The organism is Acidovorax sp. CF316, assembly GCF_000276605.1.
GTDB lineage: Bacteria > Pseudomonadota > Gammaproteobacteria > Burkholderiales > Burkholderiaceae_C > Acidovorax.
Genome location: NZ_AKJX01000128.1, coordinates 1 through 18,287, shown reverse-complemented (window position 1 = coordinate 18,287; position 18,287 = coordinate 1). Strand labels below are relative to the sequence as shown.

15 protein-coding genes are annotated in these 18,287 nt (G+C 68.7%); 10 read left to right on the top strand and 5 right to left on the bottom strand.

The genetic code is table 11. The annotated features are described in order from the left end of the window. The first annotated feature begins 68 nt into the window (after positions 1-68). From PMI14_RS15785 to PMI14_RS15775, 3 genes are all read left to right on the top strand, one after another. Positions 69-1,592, top strand: a complete 1,524-nt coding sequence (locus PMI14_RS15785; protein ID WP_052024410.1) for an FAD-linked oxidase C-terminal domain-containing protein — start codon at positions 69-71, stop codon at positions 1,590-1,592. A 219-nt stretch (positions 1,593-1,811) separates the two neighbouring features. Beyond that, complete coding sequence (locus tag PMI14_RS15780) at positions 1,812-2,186, top strand: CidA/LrgA family protein (protein WP_035204071.1); 375 nt, start codon at positions 1,812-1,814, stop codon at positions 2,184-2,186. Then, complete coding sequence (locus PMI14_RS15775) at positions 2,170-2,895, top strand: LrgB family protein (RefSeq protein ID WP_007856004.1); 726 nt, start codon at positions 2,170-2,172, stop codon at positions 2,893-2,895. The genes PMI14_RS15780 and PMI14_RS15775 overlap by 17 nt, the downstream gene beginning before the upstream one ends. A gap of 7 nt (positions 2,896-2,902) precedes the next feature. On the opposite strand, the gene PMI14_RS15770 is transcribed toward PMI14_RS15775, so the two are convergent. From PMI14_RS15770 to PMI14_RS15755, 4 genes are all read right to left on the bottom strand, one after another. Continuing rightward, positions 2,903-4,201: a DUF445 domain-containing protein gene (locus tag PMI14_RS15770; RefSeq protein WP_007856003.1), complete on the bottom strand. Its 1,299-nt coding sequence runs from the start codon at positions 4,199-4,201 to the stop codon at positions 2,903-2,905. A gap of 21 nt (positions 4,202-4,222) precedes the next feature. Continuing rightward, the gene (locus PMI14_RS15765) at positions 4,223-5,362 is read right to left on the bottom strand and encodes an aminotransferase class V-fold PLP-dependent enzyme (RefSeq protein WP_007856002.1); all 1,140 of its coding nucleotides are present in this window, start codon (positions 5,360-5,362) and stop codon (positions 4,223-4,225) included. A gap of 105 nt (positions 5,363-5,467) precedes the next feature. Continuing rightward, positions 5,468-8,734: a carboxyl transferase domain-containing protein gene (locus PMI14_RS15760; RefSeq protein WP_035204074.1), complete on the bottom strand. Its 3,267-nt coding sequence runs from the start codon at positions 8,732-8,734 to the stop codon at positions 5,468-5,470. A gap of 35 nt (positions 8,735-8,769) precedes the next feature. Then, positions 8,770-10,380, bottom strand: a complete 1,611-nt coding sequence (locus PMI14_RS15755) for an AMP-binding protein (RefSeq protein WP_007855999.1) — start codon at positions 10,378-10,380, stop codon at positions 8,770-8,772. Positions 10,381-10,534: 154 nt separating this feature from the next. On the opposite strand from PMI14_RS15755, the gene PMI14_RS15750 reads away from it, so the two are divergent. The 3 genes from PMI14_RS15750 (at position 10,535) to ltaE (ending at position 13,679) form a co-directional block, all read left to right on the top strand. Next, a complete protein-coding gene (locus tag PMI14_RS15750) occupies positions 10,535-11,182 on the top strand; it encodes a TetR/AcrR family transcriptional regulator (protein ID WP_007855997.1) in 648 nt (215 codons plus the stop codon). A gap of 65 nt (positions 11,183-11,247) precedes the next feature. Next, positions 11,248-12,513: a branched-chain amino acid ABC transporter substrate-binding protein gene (locus PMI14_RS15745; protein WP_007855996.1), complete on the top strand. Its 1,266-nt coding sequence runs from the start codon at positions 11,248-11,250 to the stop codon at positions 12,511-12,513. 98 nt (positions 12,514-12,611) lie between these two features. Continuing rightward, on the top strand, positions 12,612-13,679 hold the full coding sequence (gene ltaE / locus PMI14_RS15740; protein ID WP_007855995.1) for a low-specificity L-threonine aldolase: 1,068 nt from the start codon (positions 12,612-12,614) through the stop codon (positions 13,677-13,679). A 10-nt stretch (positions 13,680-13,689) separates the two neighbouring features. Here ltaE and PMI14_RS15735 read toward each other — a convergent pair whose 3' ends face one another. Then, positions 13,690-14,406 carry a YggS family pyridoxal phosphate-dependent enzyme gene (locus PMI14_RS15735; RefSeq protein ID WP_007855994.1) on the bottom strand — a complete coding sequence of 239 codons (717 nt, stop codon included), beginning with the start codon at positions 14,404-14,406 and terminating at the stop codon, positions 13,690-13,692. 38 nt (positions 14,407-14,444) lie between these two features. Here PMI14_RS15735 and PMI14_RS15730 point away from each other — a divergent pair, with 38 nt between their 5' ends. From PMI14_RS15730 to PMI14_RS15715, 4 genes are all read left to right on the top strand, one after another. Next, a complete protein-coding gene (locus PMI14_RS15730; RefSeq protein WP_007855993.1) occupies positions 14,445-15,488 on the top strand; it encodes a type IV pilus twitching motility protein PilT in 1,044 nt (347 codons plus the stop codon). A 68-nt stretch (positions 15,489-15,556) separates the two neighbouring features. Further along, positions 15,557-16,195: a cyclic nucleotide-binding domain-containing protein gene (locus tag PMI14_RS15725; protein ID WP_007855992.1), complete on the top strand. Its 639-nt coding sequence runs from the start codon at positions 15,557-15,559 to the stop codon at positions 16,193-16,195. 43 nt (positions 16,196-16,238) lie between these two features. Continuing rightward, positions 16,239-17,375 (top strand): PilT/PilU family type 4a pilus ATPase, encoded by a 1,137-nt coding sequence (locus PMI14_RS15720; RefSeq protein WP_007855987.1) that lies wholly within the window; start codon positions 16,239-16,241, stop codon positions 17,373-17,375. Between the two features lie 96 nt (positions 17,376-17,471). Continuing rightward, the coding region (locus tag PMI14_RS15715; RefSeq protein WP_007855983.1) for an NAD(P)-dependent oxidoreductase at positions 17,472-18,287 on the top strand (816 nt) is incomplete at its 3' end.

The following is an 18,287-nucleotide window of genomic DNA, read 5'->3' as shown; positions in this document are numbered from 1 at the left end:
ATCGGATTTCACGCCGGCCCTCCAAAAATCTCACGGCGGCCGGCGCCGCCATGGCCTACAGTGGCGGCATGCAGACCGCCTCCCTTTCCTCCCTCGCAGCCAACGCCCCCACCGGGCCCACGCCAGCCGAGCGCGCAGCGCGCCAGGCCGAGGTGGTGCAGGCGCTGGCCCGCACCGTGTCGGCCCACGCCCTGCTCTGGCACGCCGAAGACACCACCCCCTACGAATGCGACGGGCTCACGGCCTACCGCCAGCGCCCGCTGGTGGTCTGCCTGCCCGAGACCTACGAGCAGGTGCAGGCCGTGCTGCAGGCCTGCCACCGGCTGCACGTGCCCGTGGTGGCCCGCGGCGCGGGCACGGGCCTGTCGGGCGGGGCCATGCCCGATGCCCTGGGGGTGACGCTCTCGCTGGCCAAGTTCAACCGCATCCTCAACGTGGACCCGGTGGCCCGCACGGCCCTGGTGCAGTGCGGCGTGCGCAACCTGGCCATCAGCGAGGCGGCCGCGCCCTACGGCCTGTACTACGCACCCGACCCGAGCAGCCAGATCGCCTGCACCATCGGCGGCAATGTGGCCGAGAACTCGGGCGGCGTGCACTGCCTCAAATACGGCCTCACGGTGCACAACGTGCTCAAGGTGCGCGGCTTCACCATCGAGGGCGAGGCCGTGGAGTTCGGCAGCGACGCGCTCGATGCGCCTGGCTACGACCTGCTGGCCGCCGTGATCGGCAGCGAGGGCATGCTGGCGGTGACCACCGAGGTCACGGTGCGGCTGATTCCCAAGCCGCAGCTGGCGCGCTGCATCATGGCCAGCTTCGACGACGTGCGCAAGGCCGGCGCCGCCGTGGCCGCGGTGATCGCGGCCGGCATCATCCCGGCAGGCCTGGAGATGATGGACAAGCCCATGACCGCCGCGGTCGAGGACTTCGTGCACGCGGGCTACGACCTCAACGCCGAGGCCATCCTGCTGTGCGAGAGCGACGGCACGCCCGAGGAGGTGGAAGAAGAAATCGGCCGCATGACCGAGGTGCTGCGCGCCGCGGGCGCCGTGGCCATCTCGGTGAGCCGCGACGAGGCCGAGCGCCTGCGCTTCTGGAGCGGGCGCAAGAACGCCTTCCCGGCCAGCGGCCGCATCAGCCCCGACTACATGTGCATGGACTCCACCATCCCGCGCAAGCGCCTGGCCGACATCCTGCTGGCCATCGCCGAGATGGAGAAAAAATACCAGCTGCGCTGCGCCAACGTGTTCCACGCGGGCGACGGCAACCTGCACCCGCTGATCCTGTTCGACGCGAACGACCCCGACCAGCTGCACCGCTGCGAACTCTTCGGCGCCGACATCCTGGAGACCAGCGTGGCCATGGGCGGCACGGTGACCGGCGAGCACGGCGTGGGCGTGGAGAAGCTCAACAGCATGTGCGTGCAGTTCAGCGCCGAGGAGAACGCGCAGATGGCCGGCCTCAAGCATGCGTTCGACCCGGCCGGGCTGCTCAACCCCGGCAAGGTCATCCCCACGCTGCACCGCTGTGCGGAGTACGGCAAGATGCTGGTGCGCGCGGGGCAGATCAAGCACCCCGATCTTCCCCGGTTTTGATGAAGCACCCCCTGAGTCGCTTCGCGCCTTCACCCCTCTCTCGACCCGCTGCGCGAGTCGGGAGGGGGACGCTCCCAGCGCGGCGGGGCGGCCCTTGCGCGGGAGCACTGGCCTCGAGCGCGCCAGTCTCGCGCACCCTGGACGACACGAAGTGCATTGGCTAACTGGGATGCCATGCACGAGCAGCGGTCTGCCAATAACCCACAGGCACCCGGCCCCATGAAAGGCCTGCAAGGCCTGGCCTTTCTGCTGCTCATGCAGTCGGTCGGCGAGGCGCTGTCGCATTTTCTGCACCTGCCCGTGCCCGGCCCGGTGGTCGGCATGGTGCTGCTGCTCCTGGCGCTGCAATGCGGCCCGGTGCAGCGGGCCGTGGCACCGGCGGCAGGGTTTCTGCTCACCCACCTGTCGCTGCTGTTCGTGCCGGTGGGCGTGGGCGTGATGACGCACCTCGATCTGCTGGGCGCCTATGGGTTGCGCCTGGTGGTGGTGATCGTGCTGTCCACCTGGGCCGGCATGGCGGCCACGGTGCTCGTGCTGCGCCTGTTCAAGCCACGCCCGGAGACCCAGGAGGCTGGCGATGGCCAACTTCGTTGAGCTCTGGGTCTACCTCTCGCAGGCGCCGCTGTTCGGTCTCACGTCCACGCTGGCGGTGTACGTGCTGGCGCAGGCGTTTTCCGCGCGCATGGGCCATGCGGCCTGGGCCAATCCGGTGCTGTGGTCGGTGGTGGTGCTGGCCGGTGCGCTGCTGGCCACGGGCACGGCCTACCCCACCTTCTTTGCCGGGGCGCAGTTCATCCACTTCCTGCTCGGGCCCGCTGTGGTGGCCCTGGGCTGGCCGCTGTGGCTACGCCGGGCCGAACTGCGCCGGCGCTGGGGCCGCCTGCTGCTGGCCGCCCTGGCCGGTGGCAGTGCAGCCGCCGCGAGTGCCGTGGGCCTGGGCTGGGCCATGGGCCTGCCGCCGGACATGCTGATGTCGCTGGCGCCCAATTCGGTCACCGCGCCCGTGGCCATGGGCGTGGCCGCGCAGATCGGCGGCGTGCCGGCGCTGGCGGCACTGTTCGCGGTGCTCACCGGCATGGTGGGCGCGCTCTCGGGCCGCACCCTGTTCGGCTGGCTGCGCGTGGGCACCGACGCACCGGGCATGGTCGCCCGCGGCTTCGCCCTGGGCACCGCCTCGCACGGCATTGGTGCTGCCCAGGCGCTGCAGGACGATGCCGACGCGGGTGCCTATGCCGGCCTGGCGCTGGGCCTGCAGGTGGTGCTGGCGGCCCTGCTGGTGCCGCTGGTGGTGACGTTGTTCTGACCCCACCTCAGCGAGCTGCCACCCGCCAGATCTCGCCCGCGTGCGACACGCCAAACAGCACCAGGCCGATCAGGCCGCCCACCACCGTGCCGTTGATGCGGATGTACTGCAGGTCCCGGCCGACCTGCAATTCGATGAGATCGGACATTTCCCGGGCATCCCAGCGCTGCACGGTGTCCTCGATGTGCTGCGCGATGAACGCGGACACCTCGGGCGCCAGCCCTTGGGCCCAGCGTTCGAGCCGCGCGCTGAGCGAGTCACGCAGGGCAGGATCGCCCGCCAGCGACTGGCCGAGCCAGCCGCCCATGGCCTGCACGTTGCGCGCCACGGCCGAATCGGGGTTGGCCAGGTCGCGGCGCAGCGCCGTGCGCATGCCCTGCCACAACTCCTGCACGTAGTGGCCCAGCGTGGCGTCGGTCTGCAGGTACTGGCGTATCTCGTCGGCCCGCTGCTGCCAGTCGGGGTCGGTCTGCAGGCGCTCGATGAGCCGCTGCACGGCCTCGTCGAAGCGCTCGCGCAGCTGGTGCAGCGGGTTGGCGGCCACCTCGGCAAGCAGCCCGGCGAGCGCGTTGGCCACCATCGCCGAGCCCTTGTCGCCCAGCCAGTCGGTAGGGAGCATCTTCTCCTTGACCGGGTGGTCCTTCTTGAGCCACTGCACGATGGTGCGCGCGATCAGGTCGCGGGTTTCCTCGCTCTGCAGCACGGTGATGAGCCGGGCCAGCCCATCGTCGAGCAGGGCCTGGTGGCGGCCGTTGTGCGTGAGCGCGCCCAGCACCGTGGCCATGGTCTGCGACAGGTCGAGCTGCCCGATCAGCGTGCGCGCGGCGCGCTGGATGAAACGCTCCACCTGCGCATCCTGCACGGCGTCGAGCCCGGCAGAGACCAGGCGCACCGCCTGCTGGCCCAGCAAGGCGGTATTGCCCGGCGCCACCAGCCAGTCGGCCACGCGCGCGACCGGGTCGTGCCGGCGGATCAACGCCACCAATGAGGGCGCATCGAGGAACCTGTCGCGCACGAAGCCGGCCAGGTTGCGACCGATGCGGTCCTTGTTGCGCGCGATGATGGCCGTGTGCGGGATCGGCAGGCCCAGCGGGTGGCGGAACAGTGCCACCACGGCGAACCAGTCGGCCAGCGCGCCCACCATGGCCGCCTCGGCCACGGCTTTCAGGCAGTTCAGGGCCAGGCCCCGCTCCACCAGGCTGGTGCCGATGAACACCGCCGTGGCCAGCAGCAGCAGGGCCAGGGCCTGCCGCTTGGCCCTGCGCAGCGCGGCGTGGGCGGCGTCCGCGTCGGGGGAAGATGCCATCGGGCGGCGCAGCAGCGCCGGTCAGGCTGCCGCAGCGATCTGGTCGAGCGCCTTGGATAAATGGCCCACCGTGCGCTCCACGTTGTGCCACTTTTCCAGGCCGAACAGGCCGATGCGGAAGGTCTTGAAGTCCGGGCCCTCGTCGCACTGCAGCGGCACGCCGGCGGCGGTCTGCAGGCCGACCTCCATGAACTTCTTGCCGTTCTGGATGCCGGGGTCGGTGGTGTAGCTCACCACCACGCCCGGGGCCTTGTAGCCCTCGGCAGCCACGCTGGGGAAGCCCCTGGATTCTAGCAGTGCGCGTACCTTGGCGCCGAGTTCGATCTGTTCGTCACGTACCTTGCCAAAGCCGTATTCGCGCGTCTCCAGCATCACCTCGCGCAGGCGCACCAGCGCATCGGTGGGCATGGTCGTGTGGTAGGCGTGCTGGCCCTTTTCGTAGCCCTCGGCGATCTGCATCCACTTCTTGAGGTCGCACGAGAAGCTGCTGCTGGTCGTGCCCTCGATGGCCTGGCGTGCGCGCTCGCTGAGCATGACCATGGCGCAGCAGGGCGAACCGCTCCAGCCCTTTTGCGGGGCCGAGATCAGCACGTCCACGCCAGTGGCCTGCATGTCCACCCACATCGCGCCCGAGGCCACGCAGTCGAGCACGAACAGCGCGCCCACCTCGTGCGCAGCCGCCGTCAGCGTGCGCAGGTAGTCGTCGGGCAGGATGATGCCGCTGGCGGTTTCCACGTGCGGCGCGAACACTACCTTGGGCCGCTCGGCACGGATGGCGGCGGCCACCTCGTCGGCCGGGCATGGCGCCCATGCGTCCTGCGGGCCGTCGCCCCGCTTGCGTGCCTTGCACACCACGGCACCGCCGCCCAGGCCGCCGGCCGCGTCGAAGATCTGGCTCCAGCGGTAGCTGAACCAGCCGTTGCGCACGATGAGCACCTTTTCGTTGTTGGCGAACTGGCGCGCCACGGCCTCCATGCCGAAGGTGCCGCTGCCGGGCACGAGCACGGCGGTGTGGGCGTTGTAGACCTGCTTGAGCGTGGCCAGGATGTCCTGCATCACGCCGGTGAAGCGCTTGGACATGTGGTTGAGCGCGCGGTCGGTGTAGACCACCGAGAATTCGAGCAGGCCGTCGGGATCGATATCGGGCAGCAGTCCGGGCATGGGAAAAGTCTCCATTGGAAGGGGCACAGGGCAGCACGCGACCGTTCGGCCGCAGGCGCCTCCATCAGCCGGCCAGCTTAGCATGGCCCTTTCTCACCGATGGGGTCACCAGGTATCCACAAAGCGGTGCCCCATGGGCGCGACCTGGGCCGATGCCAGCCCTCGCGCCAGCCAAGCGCGGGTCTCGGCCGGGTCGATCACCGCGTCGATTTCCAGCGTGGCCGCCATGTGCAGGGCCTCGCCATTGGCGTACTGGCGTGCCACGAGTTTCTGGAACAGGGCGTCGCGCTCCGCGCCTTCGGGCACGGCTTCGAGCTCCTTGCGAAAGCCCAGGCGCACAGCCCCTTCGAGCCCCATGGCACCGAACTCGCCAGTGGGCCAGGCCACGGTGAACACCGGGGCGTGGAAGCCCCCCGCCGCCATGCCCATGGCGCCCAGGCCATAGCCCTTGCGCAGCACCACGCTGAAGTAGGGCACGCGCAGGCTCGCGGCGGTCACGAACAGGCGGCTCACATGGCGCACCTGCGCCGTGGCCTCCACCTCGGGGCCGACCATGAAGCCGGGCGTGTCCACCAGGCTCACCAGCGGCAGGCCATGCGCGTTGCACAGCTGCATGAAGCGCGCGCCCTTGTCGGCCGCATCGGCGTCGATGGCGCCACCCAGGTGCAGCGGGTTGCTGGCCAGGATGCCCACAGGCCGCCCCTCGATGCGCGCCAGCGCCGTGTGGATGCCGGCGCCGAAACCGGTGCGCAGCAGGAGCAGGCTGCCTTCGTCCACCAGGCCCGCGATGGCGGCGCGCGTGTCGTATACGCGCAGCCGGTTCTCGGGCACCACCCTGCGCAGCAGGTGCTGGTCGGGCGCCGACCACTGCCCCAGGCGCCCCTGGAAGAACGACAGGTAGTGCCGCGCCGCACGCACCGCTGCAGCCTCGTCGTCGACCAGCACATCGATCACGCCGTTCGCGTGCTGCACGTGGCTCGGGCCGATCTGCTCGGGCTTGAAGACGCCAAGCCCTCCGCCCTCGACCATGGCCGGTCCGCCCATGCCGATGTTGGCGCTGCGCGTGGCAATGACCACGTCGCTGCAGCCGAGCAGCGCCGCATTGCCGGCAAAGCAGCGCCCTGCCGCAATGCCGACCACGGGCACCTGGCCCGAGAGCGCGGCATAGCTGGCAAAGGTGTGCACGTGCAAACCCGCCACCACCGGCATGTCGGTGTCGCCGGGCCGGCCGCCGCCGCCTTCGGCGAACAGCACCACGGGCAGCTTCTGCGCCAGGGCAATGCCCAGCATGCGGTCCGTCTTGGCGTGGTTGCGCGCGCCCTGCGTGCCGGCCAGCACCGTGGCATCGTAGGACATGACCACCGCACGCGATTTCTCGGGCCCGAAGTCGGCCCCATTGATGCCGCCGATGCCTGTGACCATGCCATCCGCAGGCGTGTTGGCGACCAGGTCCTCCAGGCTGCGCCGGCGCGTCTGCGCGGCAATGGCCAGCGCACCGTATTCGATGAAGCTGCTCTCGTCGCACAGGTCGGCGATGTTCTCGCGCGCGCTGCGCCCGCCCTGCGCACGGCGTTTGGCCATGGCCTCGGGGCGCGCGGCGTCGAGCGTGAAGGCATGGCGATCGCGCACGCGCTGCAGGTCGGGGCGGATGTGGTCGGCGCCTTGCGCAGCAGCGTCCTCTTCCAATGCGGTCTGCGCACCCTCCACAGGTTCCAGCACCAGCAGCGGCTGACCCTGCACCAGGTAGCCGCCCGTTGCGGCCAGAAGCGCTCGCACCCGGCCCGCATATGGCGCCAGCAGCACATGCTCCATCTTCATGGCTTCGAGCACGGCCAGCTCGGCCCCGGCGGCCACCACATCGCCCTCGGCCACGGCCAGCTGCACCAGCCGTGCAGGCATGGGCGCCGGCACCGCCCCTTCGGGGGCCGACTCGGGTTGCGCAATCTCCTGGCCCGCCACCGCGGCCAGGGGTTCATCGGCCCACTGGCCCGCCGCCACCAACAGCTCGGGCAAGACCGTTTCCAGCCAGCGCGTGTGCACCTGCTGGCTGTCCATCTCGGGCCGTGCGGCCAGCGCGCGCAGCAGCGCCACATTGGTCGCCACGCCGCCAATGCGGCACTCGGCCAGCGCGCGCTGCGAACGGCGCAGAACATCGCTGAAGCGGGGGCCGCGCGTGTGCACGATGAGCTTGGCCAGCAACGTGTCGTAGTGCGGCGAGGGGGCCACACCCGCCACGCCGTGCGTGTCCACACGGATGCCGGGGCCGGCCGGCAGGTCGAAGCGCGTGAGCGGACCGCTGCCTGGCACGGCACCGCCCTGCGCATCCGGGGTCTCGGCGTTGATGCGCCACTGCAGCGCAAAGCCCTGGACTGCAGGTGGCGCATCGGGGTCGAGCCCCAGCTCACGCAGGCTTGTACCCGCGGCCAGCGCGATCTGGGTCTGCACCAGGTCCACGCCCGTGACCTCCTCGGTGATGGTGTGCTCCACCTGCAGGCGCGGGTTGGCCTCGATGAAAACGAAGGGCAGCGCCTCGGACGCCAGGTCCACCAGGAACTCGAAGGTGCCCAGGCCCTCGTAGGCCACCTCGCGCGCCACGGCCAGCGCGGCGGCCACGATGCGTTCGCGCAGCTGTGCCGGCAGCGAGGGGCTGGGCGCCACCTCCACCACCTTCTGGAAGCGCCGCTGCAGCGTGCATTCGCGCTCGCCCAAGGCCATCACCTCGCGCCCGTCGCCCAGCACCTGCACCTCGATGTGGCGCGCACCGGCCATCAGCCGCTCTACGTAAACCCCCTCGACGCCAAAGGCAGCCAGCGCCTCGCTGCGGCAGCGCGCATAGGCCGCCGGCAGTTCATCGGCCGACTGCACGGCACGCATGCCGCGCCCGCCGCCGCCGCCGATGGCCTTGACCACGATGCCCGCGCCGCCCTGCGCCTGCCAGAATTGCTGCGCCTCCTCCAGCGTGACGGCGGCCTGCGTGCCCGGCATCAGCGGCACGCCGCAGCGCAGTGCCAGGGCGCGCGCCTGCGCCTTGTCGCCGAACAGCGCCAGTTGCTCCGGCGTGGGGCCGATGAAGCGCAGCCCGGCCTCTGAGCAAGCGCGCGCGAAGTCGGCGCGCTCACTCAGAAAGCCGTAGCCCGGGTGCACGGCATCGCAGCCCTGCGCACGCGCGATGGCAATGAGTTTTGCACCATCCAGATAGGCAGCGGGGCCCGTGGCCCCCAAAGCCACCGCCGCATCGGCAGCGCGCACATGGGGCGCCTGCGCATCGTCCTGTGCATACACGGCCACGCTGGCAATCGACAGATCTTGCAGCGCACGCACGGTGCGCAGGGCGATCTCGCCGCGGTTGGCGATCAGAACTTTGTGAAACAGCGGTGAATTCATCGGAGTCGTTCTTGCAGACGGTTTCAGGGAACGTCGCGCAGCAGGCGGCGCAGCACCTTGCCAGCACCGGTCGCGGGCAAGGCATCGATGAAGCGCACCTCGCGCGGGGTCTTGTAGGGCGCCATGTTCTCGCGTGCCCAGGCCACCAGGGTGGCGGCATCCACCTCCTGGCCGGGCTTCTTCACGATGAAGGCGCGCACCACCTCGCCCTTCTCGGCATCGGCCACGCCGATCACGGCGGCCTGCGCCACCGCGGGGTGCTTGATGAGCAGGGTCTCGACCTCTTCGGGGAACACGCTGTAGCCCGAGACCTTGATCATCTCCTTGAAGCGGCCGATGAAGGTCAGGTAGCCGTCGGCATCCATGCGCCCCATGTCGCCGGTGTGCACCCAGCCGTTGCGCAGGGTCTGCGCCGTGGCCTCGGGCTTGTTCCAGTAGCCCTTGAAGTTGCCGGGCCCATGGATGGTGATCTCGCCGACCTCGCCGGCCGGCAGCGGCGCGCCGGTCTCCGGGTCGATGATGCGGATGGTGTTGCCCGGAACGGGCTTGCCGTGCGCGCCCCAGCGGATCGCATCGTGCGGCATGTAGGTGTCCACCGTGTGCGTCTCCGACAGGCCGTAGGACGCCTCGAACGAGGTGCAGTTCGGGGCAAACTCCTTCCACTGCTGCGCCAGCGCTTCGGTGAAGGTGATGCCGAAGCTCGTGACGGGGTTCCTGCGCAGCGCGCTCCAGTCCATGGCCCGTGCGCCGGGAACCTGCATGAGGGCGCCGTTCATGGGTGCGATGCTGTACCACCAGCTCACGCGGTGGCGCTCGAGCGCCTGGGCAATGCCCAGGGCATCGAAGCGGTACAGCAGCACCGTCGTGGCCCCGGTGTAGATGGGCAGGTTCACGCCCATCACCATGCCGGCGATGTGGTACAGCGGCGCCACGGCCAGCAGCACGTCGTCGCCGCGGGCACCGTTGCATTCGGCCGATGCGGCGGTCTTGAAGCTGGCATTGCCATAGGTCAGCATGGCGCCCTTGGGCAGGCCCGTGGTGCCCGAGGTGTAGGTCATCAGCGCCACGTCGTCCATGCCGATGGCCACCGGGACGGGCGTGCCACCCGCGCGCGCCACGGCCATGAAGTCCTCGCAGCCCTGGGGCACGGGAGCCGACGCCGCCTGCATGGCCAGAAGCTCGGCCGGCACGTCGATGCTGGGGGCGTCGGGAAGCAGCTCGCCATAGCGCACGGCGAAGACATGGGCCAGGTCCGTCGTCGCGCGCACCTTGTCGACCACGGGCAGCAGCACATCGGCCGCCACGATCACGCGGGCCTTCAGGTCCGACAGCTGGTACTGCAGCTCGTGCTCCTTGTTGAGCGGCCCGCAGGGGCAGACGATGGCGCCGATCTTCTGGATGCCGTAGTGCGCCATCACGTACTGCGGGCAGTTGTTCATGAACAGCGCCACCGGCTCGCCCTGGCGCACCCCAAGCGCCTGCAGCCGCGCAGCGAAGGCGTCGCTGGCCACATCGATCTCGGCCCAGGTGATGGGCCGGCCGTACCAGAGGTAGGCGGTGCGGTCGGGAGTGGCGCGCGCATGGCGGCGCAGGTGTTCGTGCAGCGGCAGCAGCGGCGTTGCGGTATCGGGCATGCGTTGTCTCCAAGGTGTCTGCAATCGCTGGTTCACGGGGGCATCCAAGGGTTTTCGATAGGGCGCCCCACCCGCCAGCGTCTTGCCAATATATACCCGTGGGTAGAACAATGCTACCCATGGGTATAAATCAACCGTCGCGCAAAGGACACCGATGAACCAGCAGGTTCCCGTGCAGGCCACTGGCCGGCAAAAGGCCGCCACGGCCGGGTCGGACGAGAAGCGCGAGCGCATCCTGCGCGCCGCCGAAGCGCTGTTCGACGCCCAGGGCTATGCCAACACCACCATCGAGCAGATCGTGCAGAAGCTGGGCGTGACCAAGCCCTTTGTCTACTACTACTTCCGCAACAAGCAGGAGATCTTCGAGACCCTGTGCTGGGCGCCCGCCGTGGCCTGCTTCACGGCCATGGATTTCGCCGAGGGCGACACCCGCCCCGCGCACGAGAAGGTGACCGCAGGCATCGAGCGGCTGATCCACGCCACGCTCGCGCACCACCCGGCGGCCTTTTTCCCCTACCGCGAACCCCAGGTCTACCGCCCCGAGTACCTGGCGGCGCAAAAGCAGCTGGCCAACCATTTCTACGACCGGCTCTGCGCCCTGCTCGAAGAGGGCCGACGGGACGGCATGTTCGAGTTCAACGACACCAAGATCACGGCCCTGGCGGCCTGCAGCCTGCCAGGCTTTCTCTACAACTGGTACAGGCCAGATGGTCGCCTGCCGGCCGACGGGGTGGCACGGGAGCTGGCCGCCCTGGCCTACCGGGTGCTGGGCCTGCGCACCCGGCGCCGGGCTGCGCACTGAGCCACCGCCCCCAGCAGGCCCCCGGCGCCCACCGTTTTTCCACAACACAAGAAAGCGAGACCCGCATGCACCACCTTTTGCGTTCCCTGATGACGACGACGCCCGTGGCCGCCGGCGCGGCCCTGCTGTGCGCCGCCGCCCCGGCGCTGGCGCAGGAGACCTTCAAGGTCGCCTACATCGACCCGCTCTCGGGTCCGTTCGCCAACGTGGGCGAGCTGATGCTCACCCACACGCAGTACGCCATCGAGGACATCAACGCCAAGGGCGGCGTGCTCAAGGGGGTCAAGCTGCAGCTGCTGCAGTTCGACAGCAAGCTCTCGGCCCAGGAGAGCCAGAGCGCGCTGCAGGCAGCCATCGACCAGGGCGCGCGCGCCATCGTCACGGGCGGCTCGGGCTCGTCCGTGGTCACGGCGCTGGTGCAGGCGGCTGCGCGCCACAACCAGCGCAACCCGGGCAAGGAGATCCTGGTGCTCAACCACTCCTCCATCGACCCCGAACTCACGGGCAAGGCCTGCAGCTTCTGGCATTTCCAGTTCGATGCCAACACGGCCATGAAGATGAAGGCCATGGCCAACTACATCAAGAAGCAACCGGACATCAAGAAGGTGTTCCTGCTCAACCAGGATTACGCGCACGGCAAGCAGTGGGCGCACTACGGCCGCGAGATGGTGGGCCTGGCCCGGCCCGACATCCAGTTCGTCGGCGAAAGCCTGCACCCCATCGGCCGCGTCAAGGACTTTTCGCCCTATGTATCCAAGGTCAAGGGCAGCGAGGCCGATTCGGTCATCACCGGCAACTGGGGGCAGGACATGGTGCTGCTGCTCAAGGCCGCTGGCGATGCGGGCTACAACCTGCGCTACTTCAACCACAGCGCCGGCGCGGTGCCCGGCACCGTGCTGGCTGTCTCGCAGGCCAAACTCGGCCAGCTGACCTGGGTGGCCGAATGGCACCCGGGCCAGGCCGACAGCGCCAGGACGGATGCCCTGGCCAAGGCCTACAAGGCCAAGACCGGCAAGGACTTCCTCGCGCCGCGCATCGACATGACGCCGCGCTTCCTGGCCGCCGCCATCAACAAGGCCCAGTCGACCGACCCGGTGAAGGTGGCCCGCGCGCTCGAAGACCTGACCGTGGACACGGTGGTCGGCCCGGTGCGCATGCGCGGCGAAGACCACCAGCTGCTGCTGCCCCAGGTGGTCAACACCATCACCCCGGTGGACGGCAAGGCCGTGAAGACCGGCTGGGAAGGCACGAACTACGGCTTTCGCACCGATGCCGTATACACCGGCAACGAACTGGCCCAGGGCACGGAGTGCAAGATGGCCAGGCCTTGAGTACAGGCCGGGGGCGCCCGGCTTGCCCGTACGGCAGCAACTGCCATGGGCCGCGGCTACCATGGCGGCCATAGCCCAGAACCCGAGGATACCGCCCCATGCCCGACTTTCGCAGCGACACCGTCACCCAGCCCACGCCCGCCATGCGCGCGGCCATGTTCGATGCCCCGCTGGGCGACGATGTGTTCGGTGACGACCCTTCCGTGAACGCGCTGCAGGACTACGCAGCACAGCTGCTGGGTTTCGAGGCCGCACTGTTCGCCCCCTCGGGCACGCAGACCAACCTGATCGCCCTGTGGGGCCACTGCCAGCGCGGTGACGAGGCCATCGTCGGCCAGAGCTGGCACACCTACCGCTGGGAGGCCGGCGGCATGGCGGTGCTTGGCTCCATCCAGCCCCAGCCCGTGGAGACCCAGCCCGACGGCACGCTGCGCCTGGCCGACATCGCGGCCGCCATCAAGCCCGACGACCCGCACTTCGCGCGCACCCGCCTGGTGGTGCTGGAGAACACCACGGGCGGCCAGGTGCTGCCCCCGGCCTATGTGGCCGAGGTCTCGGTCCTGGCACGCCAGCGCGGCCTGGCCATGCACCTGGATGGCGCACGCATGTTCAACGCTGCCACGGCCAATGCCGCCCGGGCAGGCAGCGACGTGTACGACGACGCCCGCGCCCTGTGCAGCCATTTCGACTCGGCCTCGCTGTGCCTGAGCAAGGGGCTGGGCGCCCCCATCGGCTCGCTGGTGCTGGGCAGCCAGGATTTCATCCGCCAGGCGCGCCGCACGCGCAAGATCCTGGGCGGCGGCATGCGCCAGGCCGGCGTGCTGGCCGCGGCCGGCCGCTATGCGCTGGAACACCACGTGCGCCGCATGGCCGACGACCACGCCCGCCTGGCCCGGCTGGCCGAGGGCCTGGCCGAGGCCAACCGCAGCCATCCCGTGCTCCAGGGCAAGATCACCGTCCACCCCTGGCAGACCAACATTTTGTTCACCGACCTGCACACGGAGGTCGCCCCCGCCTTCACGGCCTGGCTGGCGCAGCACGGCGTGCGCGTGACCAGCGGCCTCTACGCGGGCCAGACCCGGCTGCGCTGGGTGACCCACCTCGACGTCAGCGACGCCGACATCAAGGCCGCGCTCGATTGCGTGGCCATCTTCACCGGCGGCTGAGCCCCCGGCTTCAGGCAGCGGGGTACACCCGCCCGCCGAAGATGCCGGTGCCGACCCGCACCAGGGTGCTGCCGGCGTGGATTGCGGCCTCGAGGTCGGCCGTCATGCCCATCGACAGGGTGTCGAAACCCGCCAGGCCGGGCACGCCGCTGGCCTGGATTTGCAGGAAAAGGTGCTGGGCGCGCAGGTGCAGTTCCTTCTGGGTCTCGAAATCCGGCGCATGGTCGGGGATGCTCATGAGCCCGCGCACCGCAAGCCGTGGCAGTTTAGCCACAGCTTGCACCAGGGCCAGGGCCTCTTGCGGCGGCACGCCGGCCTTGGTATCGCCACCGTCCACGTTGACCTGGATGCACACCTGCAGCGGTGCCAGGTGTTCCGGGCGCTGGGCCGACAGGCGCTCGGCGATCTTCAACCGGTCCACCGTGTGTGCCCAGTCGAAGTGTTCGGCCACCAGGCGCGTCTTGTTGCTCTGGATGGGCCCGATGCAGTGCCATTGCAGGCTGGCGGGCGATAGCTGGCGCAGGGCGACCACCTTCTCCACGCCCTCCTGGATGTAGTTTTCGCCAAAGGCCCGCTGGCCCGCGGCCACGGCCTCGGCCACCGCGTCGGAACCGAAGGTCTTGGAAACCGCCAGCAGCGCCACCCCGGCCGGATCGCGCCCGGCTGCGGCGCAGGCCTGTGCAATCCTGCCCATAACCTGTTGGAGGTTGTTATCAATCGTGGTCATAATGATTGGCAAGCGTACCAAACGATAGAGGGGATCCCGTGGACATTACCCAGCTGCTGGCGTTCAGCGTCAAGAACAAGGCTTCCGATCTGCACCTCTCCGCAGGTCTGCCGCCCATGATCCGGGTCCACGGGGATGTGCGCCGCATCAACGTGGACGCGCTGGACCACAAAACGGTCCACGGCATGGTGTACGACATCATGAGCGACTCCCAGCGAAAGACCTATGAGGAATTTCTGGAAGTCGACTTCTCGTTCGAAATCGAAGGCCTGGCGCGTTTCCGCGTCAACGCATTCAACCAGAACCGCGGCGCCGCCGCCGTGTTCCGGACCATTCCGAGCAAGATCCTGACGCTGGAGCAGCTCAATGCCCCCAAGATCTTCGGCGACCTGGCCCTGAAGCCGCGTGGCCTGGTGCTGGTGACCGGGCCGACCGGCTCGGGCAAGTCCACGACGCTGGCGGCCATGGTCAACTACCTCAACGAAACCGAGTACGGCCACATCCTTACGGTGGAAGACCCGATCGAGTTCGTGCACGAGTCCAAGAAGTGCCTGATCAACCAGCGCGAAGTCGGCCCGATGACGCTGTCCTTCGCCGCCGCGCTGAAATCCGCACTGCGCGAAGACCCGGACGCCATCCTGGTGGGTGAAATGCGCGACCTGGAAACCATCCGCCTGGCCATGACGGCGGCGGAAACCGGCCACTTGGTCTTTGGCACGCTGCACACCTCGAGCGCCGCCAAGACCATCGACCGGATCATCGACGTGTTCCCCGCCGAAGAAAAGGAAATGGTCCGCGCGATGCTCTCCGAATCGCTGCAGGCCGTGATCTCGCAGACCCTGTGCAAGACCAAGGACGGCTCGGGCCGCGTCGCCGCGCACGAGATCATGCTGGGCACCAGCGCCATCCGCAACCTGATCCGCGAGGCCAAGGTGGCGCAGATGTACTCCACCATCCAGACCAGCAACAGCGTGGGCATGCAGACGCTGGACCAGAACCTCACCGACATGGTGCGCCGCAACATCATCAGCCCGGCCGAAGCGCGCGGCAAGGCCAAGATCCCCGAAAACTTTCCCGGCTGATCTCAGCACGGGTGAGCACACACTGACAGAAGACACTGCGGCGCAGCGCGCCGCACTCGGAGCAAATTATGAAAGGCATTCTCGGCCTTCTGCGCATGAAGTCGATCGGCAACAAGCCGGCCGAGGACAACACCGATTCGGTGCTGTTCTCGACGGCCTTTGCCGGCCAGGGCGTGGACGACTCCATGCTGGTGCCCTGGGAGGCCCGTGCCGTGGAGGTGGGCGCCAAGCGCCTGCCCACGAGCCGTGGCGGCAAGCTGCTGCAGGGGCTGTGGGCCAAGGACAAGTACATGGCCCACCTGGACAAGGACGCCGTGGAGCGCATGGAGCGCTTTTTCGAATTTGCCGCCATCCCCTCCAACCGCGACGTGATCCGCCAGGACGAGTACGGCAACTTCATGGTGGTGCTGCTCACTGGCACCATTGCCGTGGACCGTGTGCAGCCCTGGGGCGAGCACCTGCGCCTGGCCGAGACGCGGCCCGGCGACATCCTGGGCGAAATGTCCCTGTTGGACAGCGGTATCCGCTTCTCCGCCTGCACCACGCTCACCGACTGCGAGATCGCCGTGCTGAGCGCCGAAGCCATGGACGACATGATGTCCAAGGACCCCCAATTGGCTGCCAGCCTGATTGCGCTGCTGGCCCGCAAGCTGTCGTTGCGCCTGCGCGTGGTGAGTGCCCGCCTGAGCGACGGCAACCAGAAATGACAATGACCGTCCGGCAGACCAGGACCGCAAGGGAGAAACTCTGATGGAACGCGATCAGGCCAGTAAATTCATCAACGACCTGCTCAAGCTGATGGTCAGCCGCAATGGCAGCGACTTGTTCATCACGGCAGAGTTTCCACCGGCCATCAAGGTCGACGGCAAGGTGACCAAGGTGTCGCCGCAGCCGCTCACACCCACCCACACGCTCACGCTGGCGCGAGCCGTCATGAGCGACAAGCAGGTGGCGGACTTCGAGCGCACCAAGGAGTGCAATTTCGCGATCTCGCCGGCCGGCATCGGCCGCTTCCGGGTGAATGCCTTCATCCAGCAGGGCAAGGTTGGCATGGTGATGCGGACGATTCCGCTCACGCTGCCCACCATCGACGGCCTGGGTGTGCCGCAGGTGCTCAAGGAAGTGACGATGACCAAGCGCGGCCTGTGCATCCTGGTGGGTGCCACGGGCTCGGGCAAGTCGACCACGCTGGCCGCCATGGTGGACTGGCGCAACGAGAACTCCTTCGGCCACATCATCACGGTCGAGGACCCGATCGAATTCGTGCACCCGCACAAGAACTGCGTGGTCACGCAGCGCGAGGTGGGCCTGGATACCGACACCTGGGAAGCCGCCCTCAAGAACACGCTGCGCCAGGCGCCCGATGTCATCCTGATGGGCGAAATCCGCGACCGCGAGACCATGGAGCACGCCGTGGCGTTCGCCGAAACCGGCCACTTGTGTCTGGCCACGCTGCACGCCAACAGCGCCAACCAGGCGCTGGACCGGATCATCAACTTCTTCCCCGAAGAACGCCGCGCGCAGCTGCTGATGGACCTGTCGCTGAACCTGCGTGCCCTGGTCTCCCAGCGCCTGATCCCCAAGCAGGATGGCAAGGGCCGTGCCGCGGCCGTGGAGATCATGCTCAACACCCCGCTGATCTCGGACCTGATCTTCAAGGGCGATGTCTCCGAGATCAAGGAGATCATGAAGAAGAGCCGCAACCTGGGCATGCAGACCTTCGACCAGGCGCTGTTCGACGCCTACGAGGCGAATGTGATCAGCTACGAAGACGCGCTGCGCAACGCCGACTCGCTCAACGACCTGCGCCTGCAGATCAAGCTCAACAGCCAGCGCGCCAAGTCGCCCGACCTGGCCCAGGGCACCGAGCACTTCGCGATCGTCTGACGCCCCGGACTGCCGCAGAAGCCACCGCACACACTCTCGCCCGCCCTTCTGGGCGGGCTTTTTTTCTTCCCGACCAGCCCATCATTTCTTCCTCCCATGCCAAGCACCAACCCCCGCAGCTACGACGCCACCCCTTCCCGCAAGGTCGCCTTCCTGGGCCTGGGCGTGATGGGCTACCCCATGGCCGGCCACCTGGCCCTGGCCGGGCATGAAGTCACCGTGTACAACCGCACTGCGGCCAAGTCGCTCGCCTGGTGCGAGGAGTTCGCCACCAGCAAGGCCCCGCGCCATGCCGCCACCCCGCGCGAAGCCGCGGCAGGCGCCGACATCGTGTTCTGCTGCGTGGGCAATGACGACGACCTGCGCTCGGTCACCCTCGGTGCCGACGGCGCCTTTGCGGGCATGCAGACCGGTGCCATCTTCGTGGACCACACCACGGCCTCGGCCGAAGTGGCGCGCGCGCTGTACGCTGCGGCCCAGGCCGCGGGCCTGCAGTTCGTCGATGCGCCGGTGTCGGGCGGCCAGGCGGGTGCGCAGAACGGCCAGCTCACGGTGATGTGCGGTGGCGATGCCGCCGCCTTCGATGCCGCCCGCCCCGTGGCCCTGGCCTTTGCGCGCGCCTTCACGCTGCTGGGCGCCAGTGGCTCGGGCCAGCTGGCGAAGATGGTCAACCAGATCTGCATCGCCGGGCTGGTGCAGGGCCTGTCCGAGGCCGTGGCCTTCGGCCAGAACGCGGGCCTGGACATGAAGCAGGTGCTCGACGTGATCGGCAAGGGCGCGGCCCAGAGCTGGCAGATGGACAACCGCGGCAAGACCATGGTCGACGACAAGTTCGACTTCGGCTTTGCCGTGGACTGGATGCGCAAGGACCTGGGCCTGGTGCTCGACGAGGCCCGCCGCAACGGCTCCCGC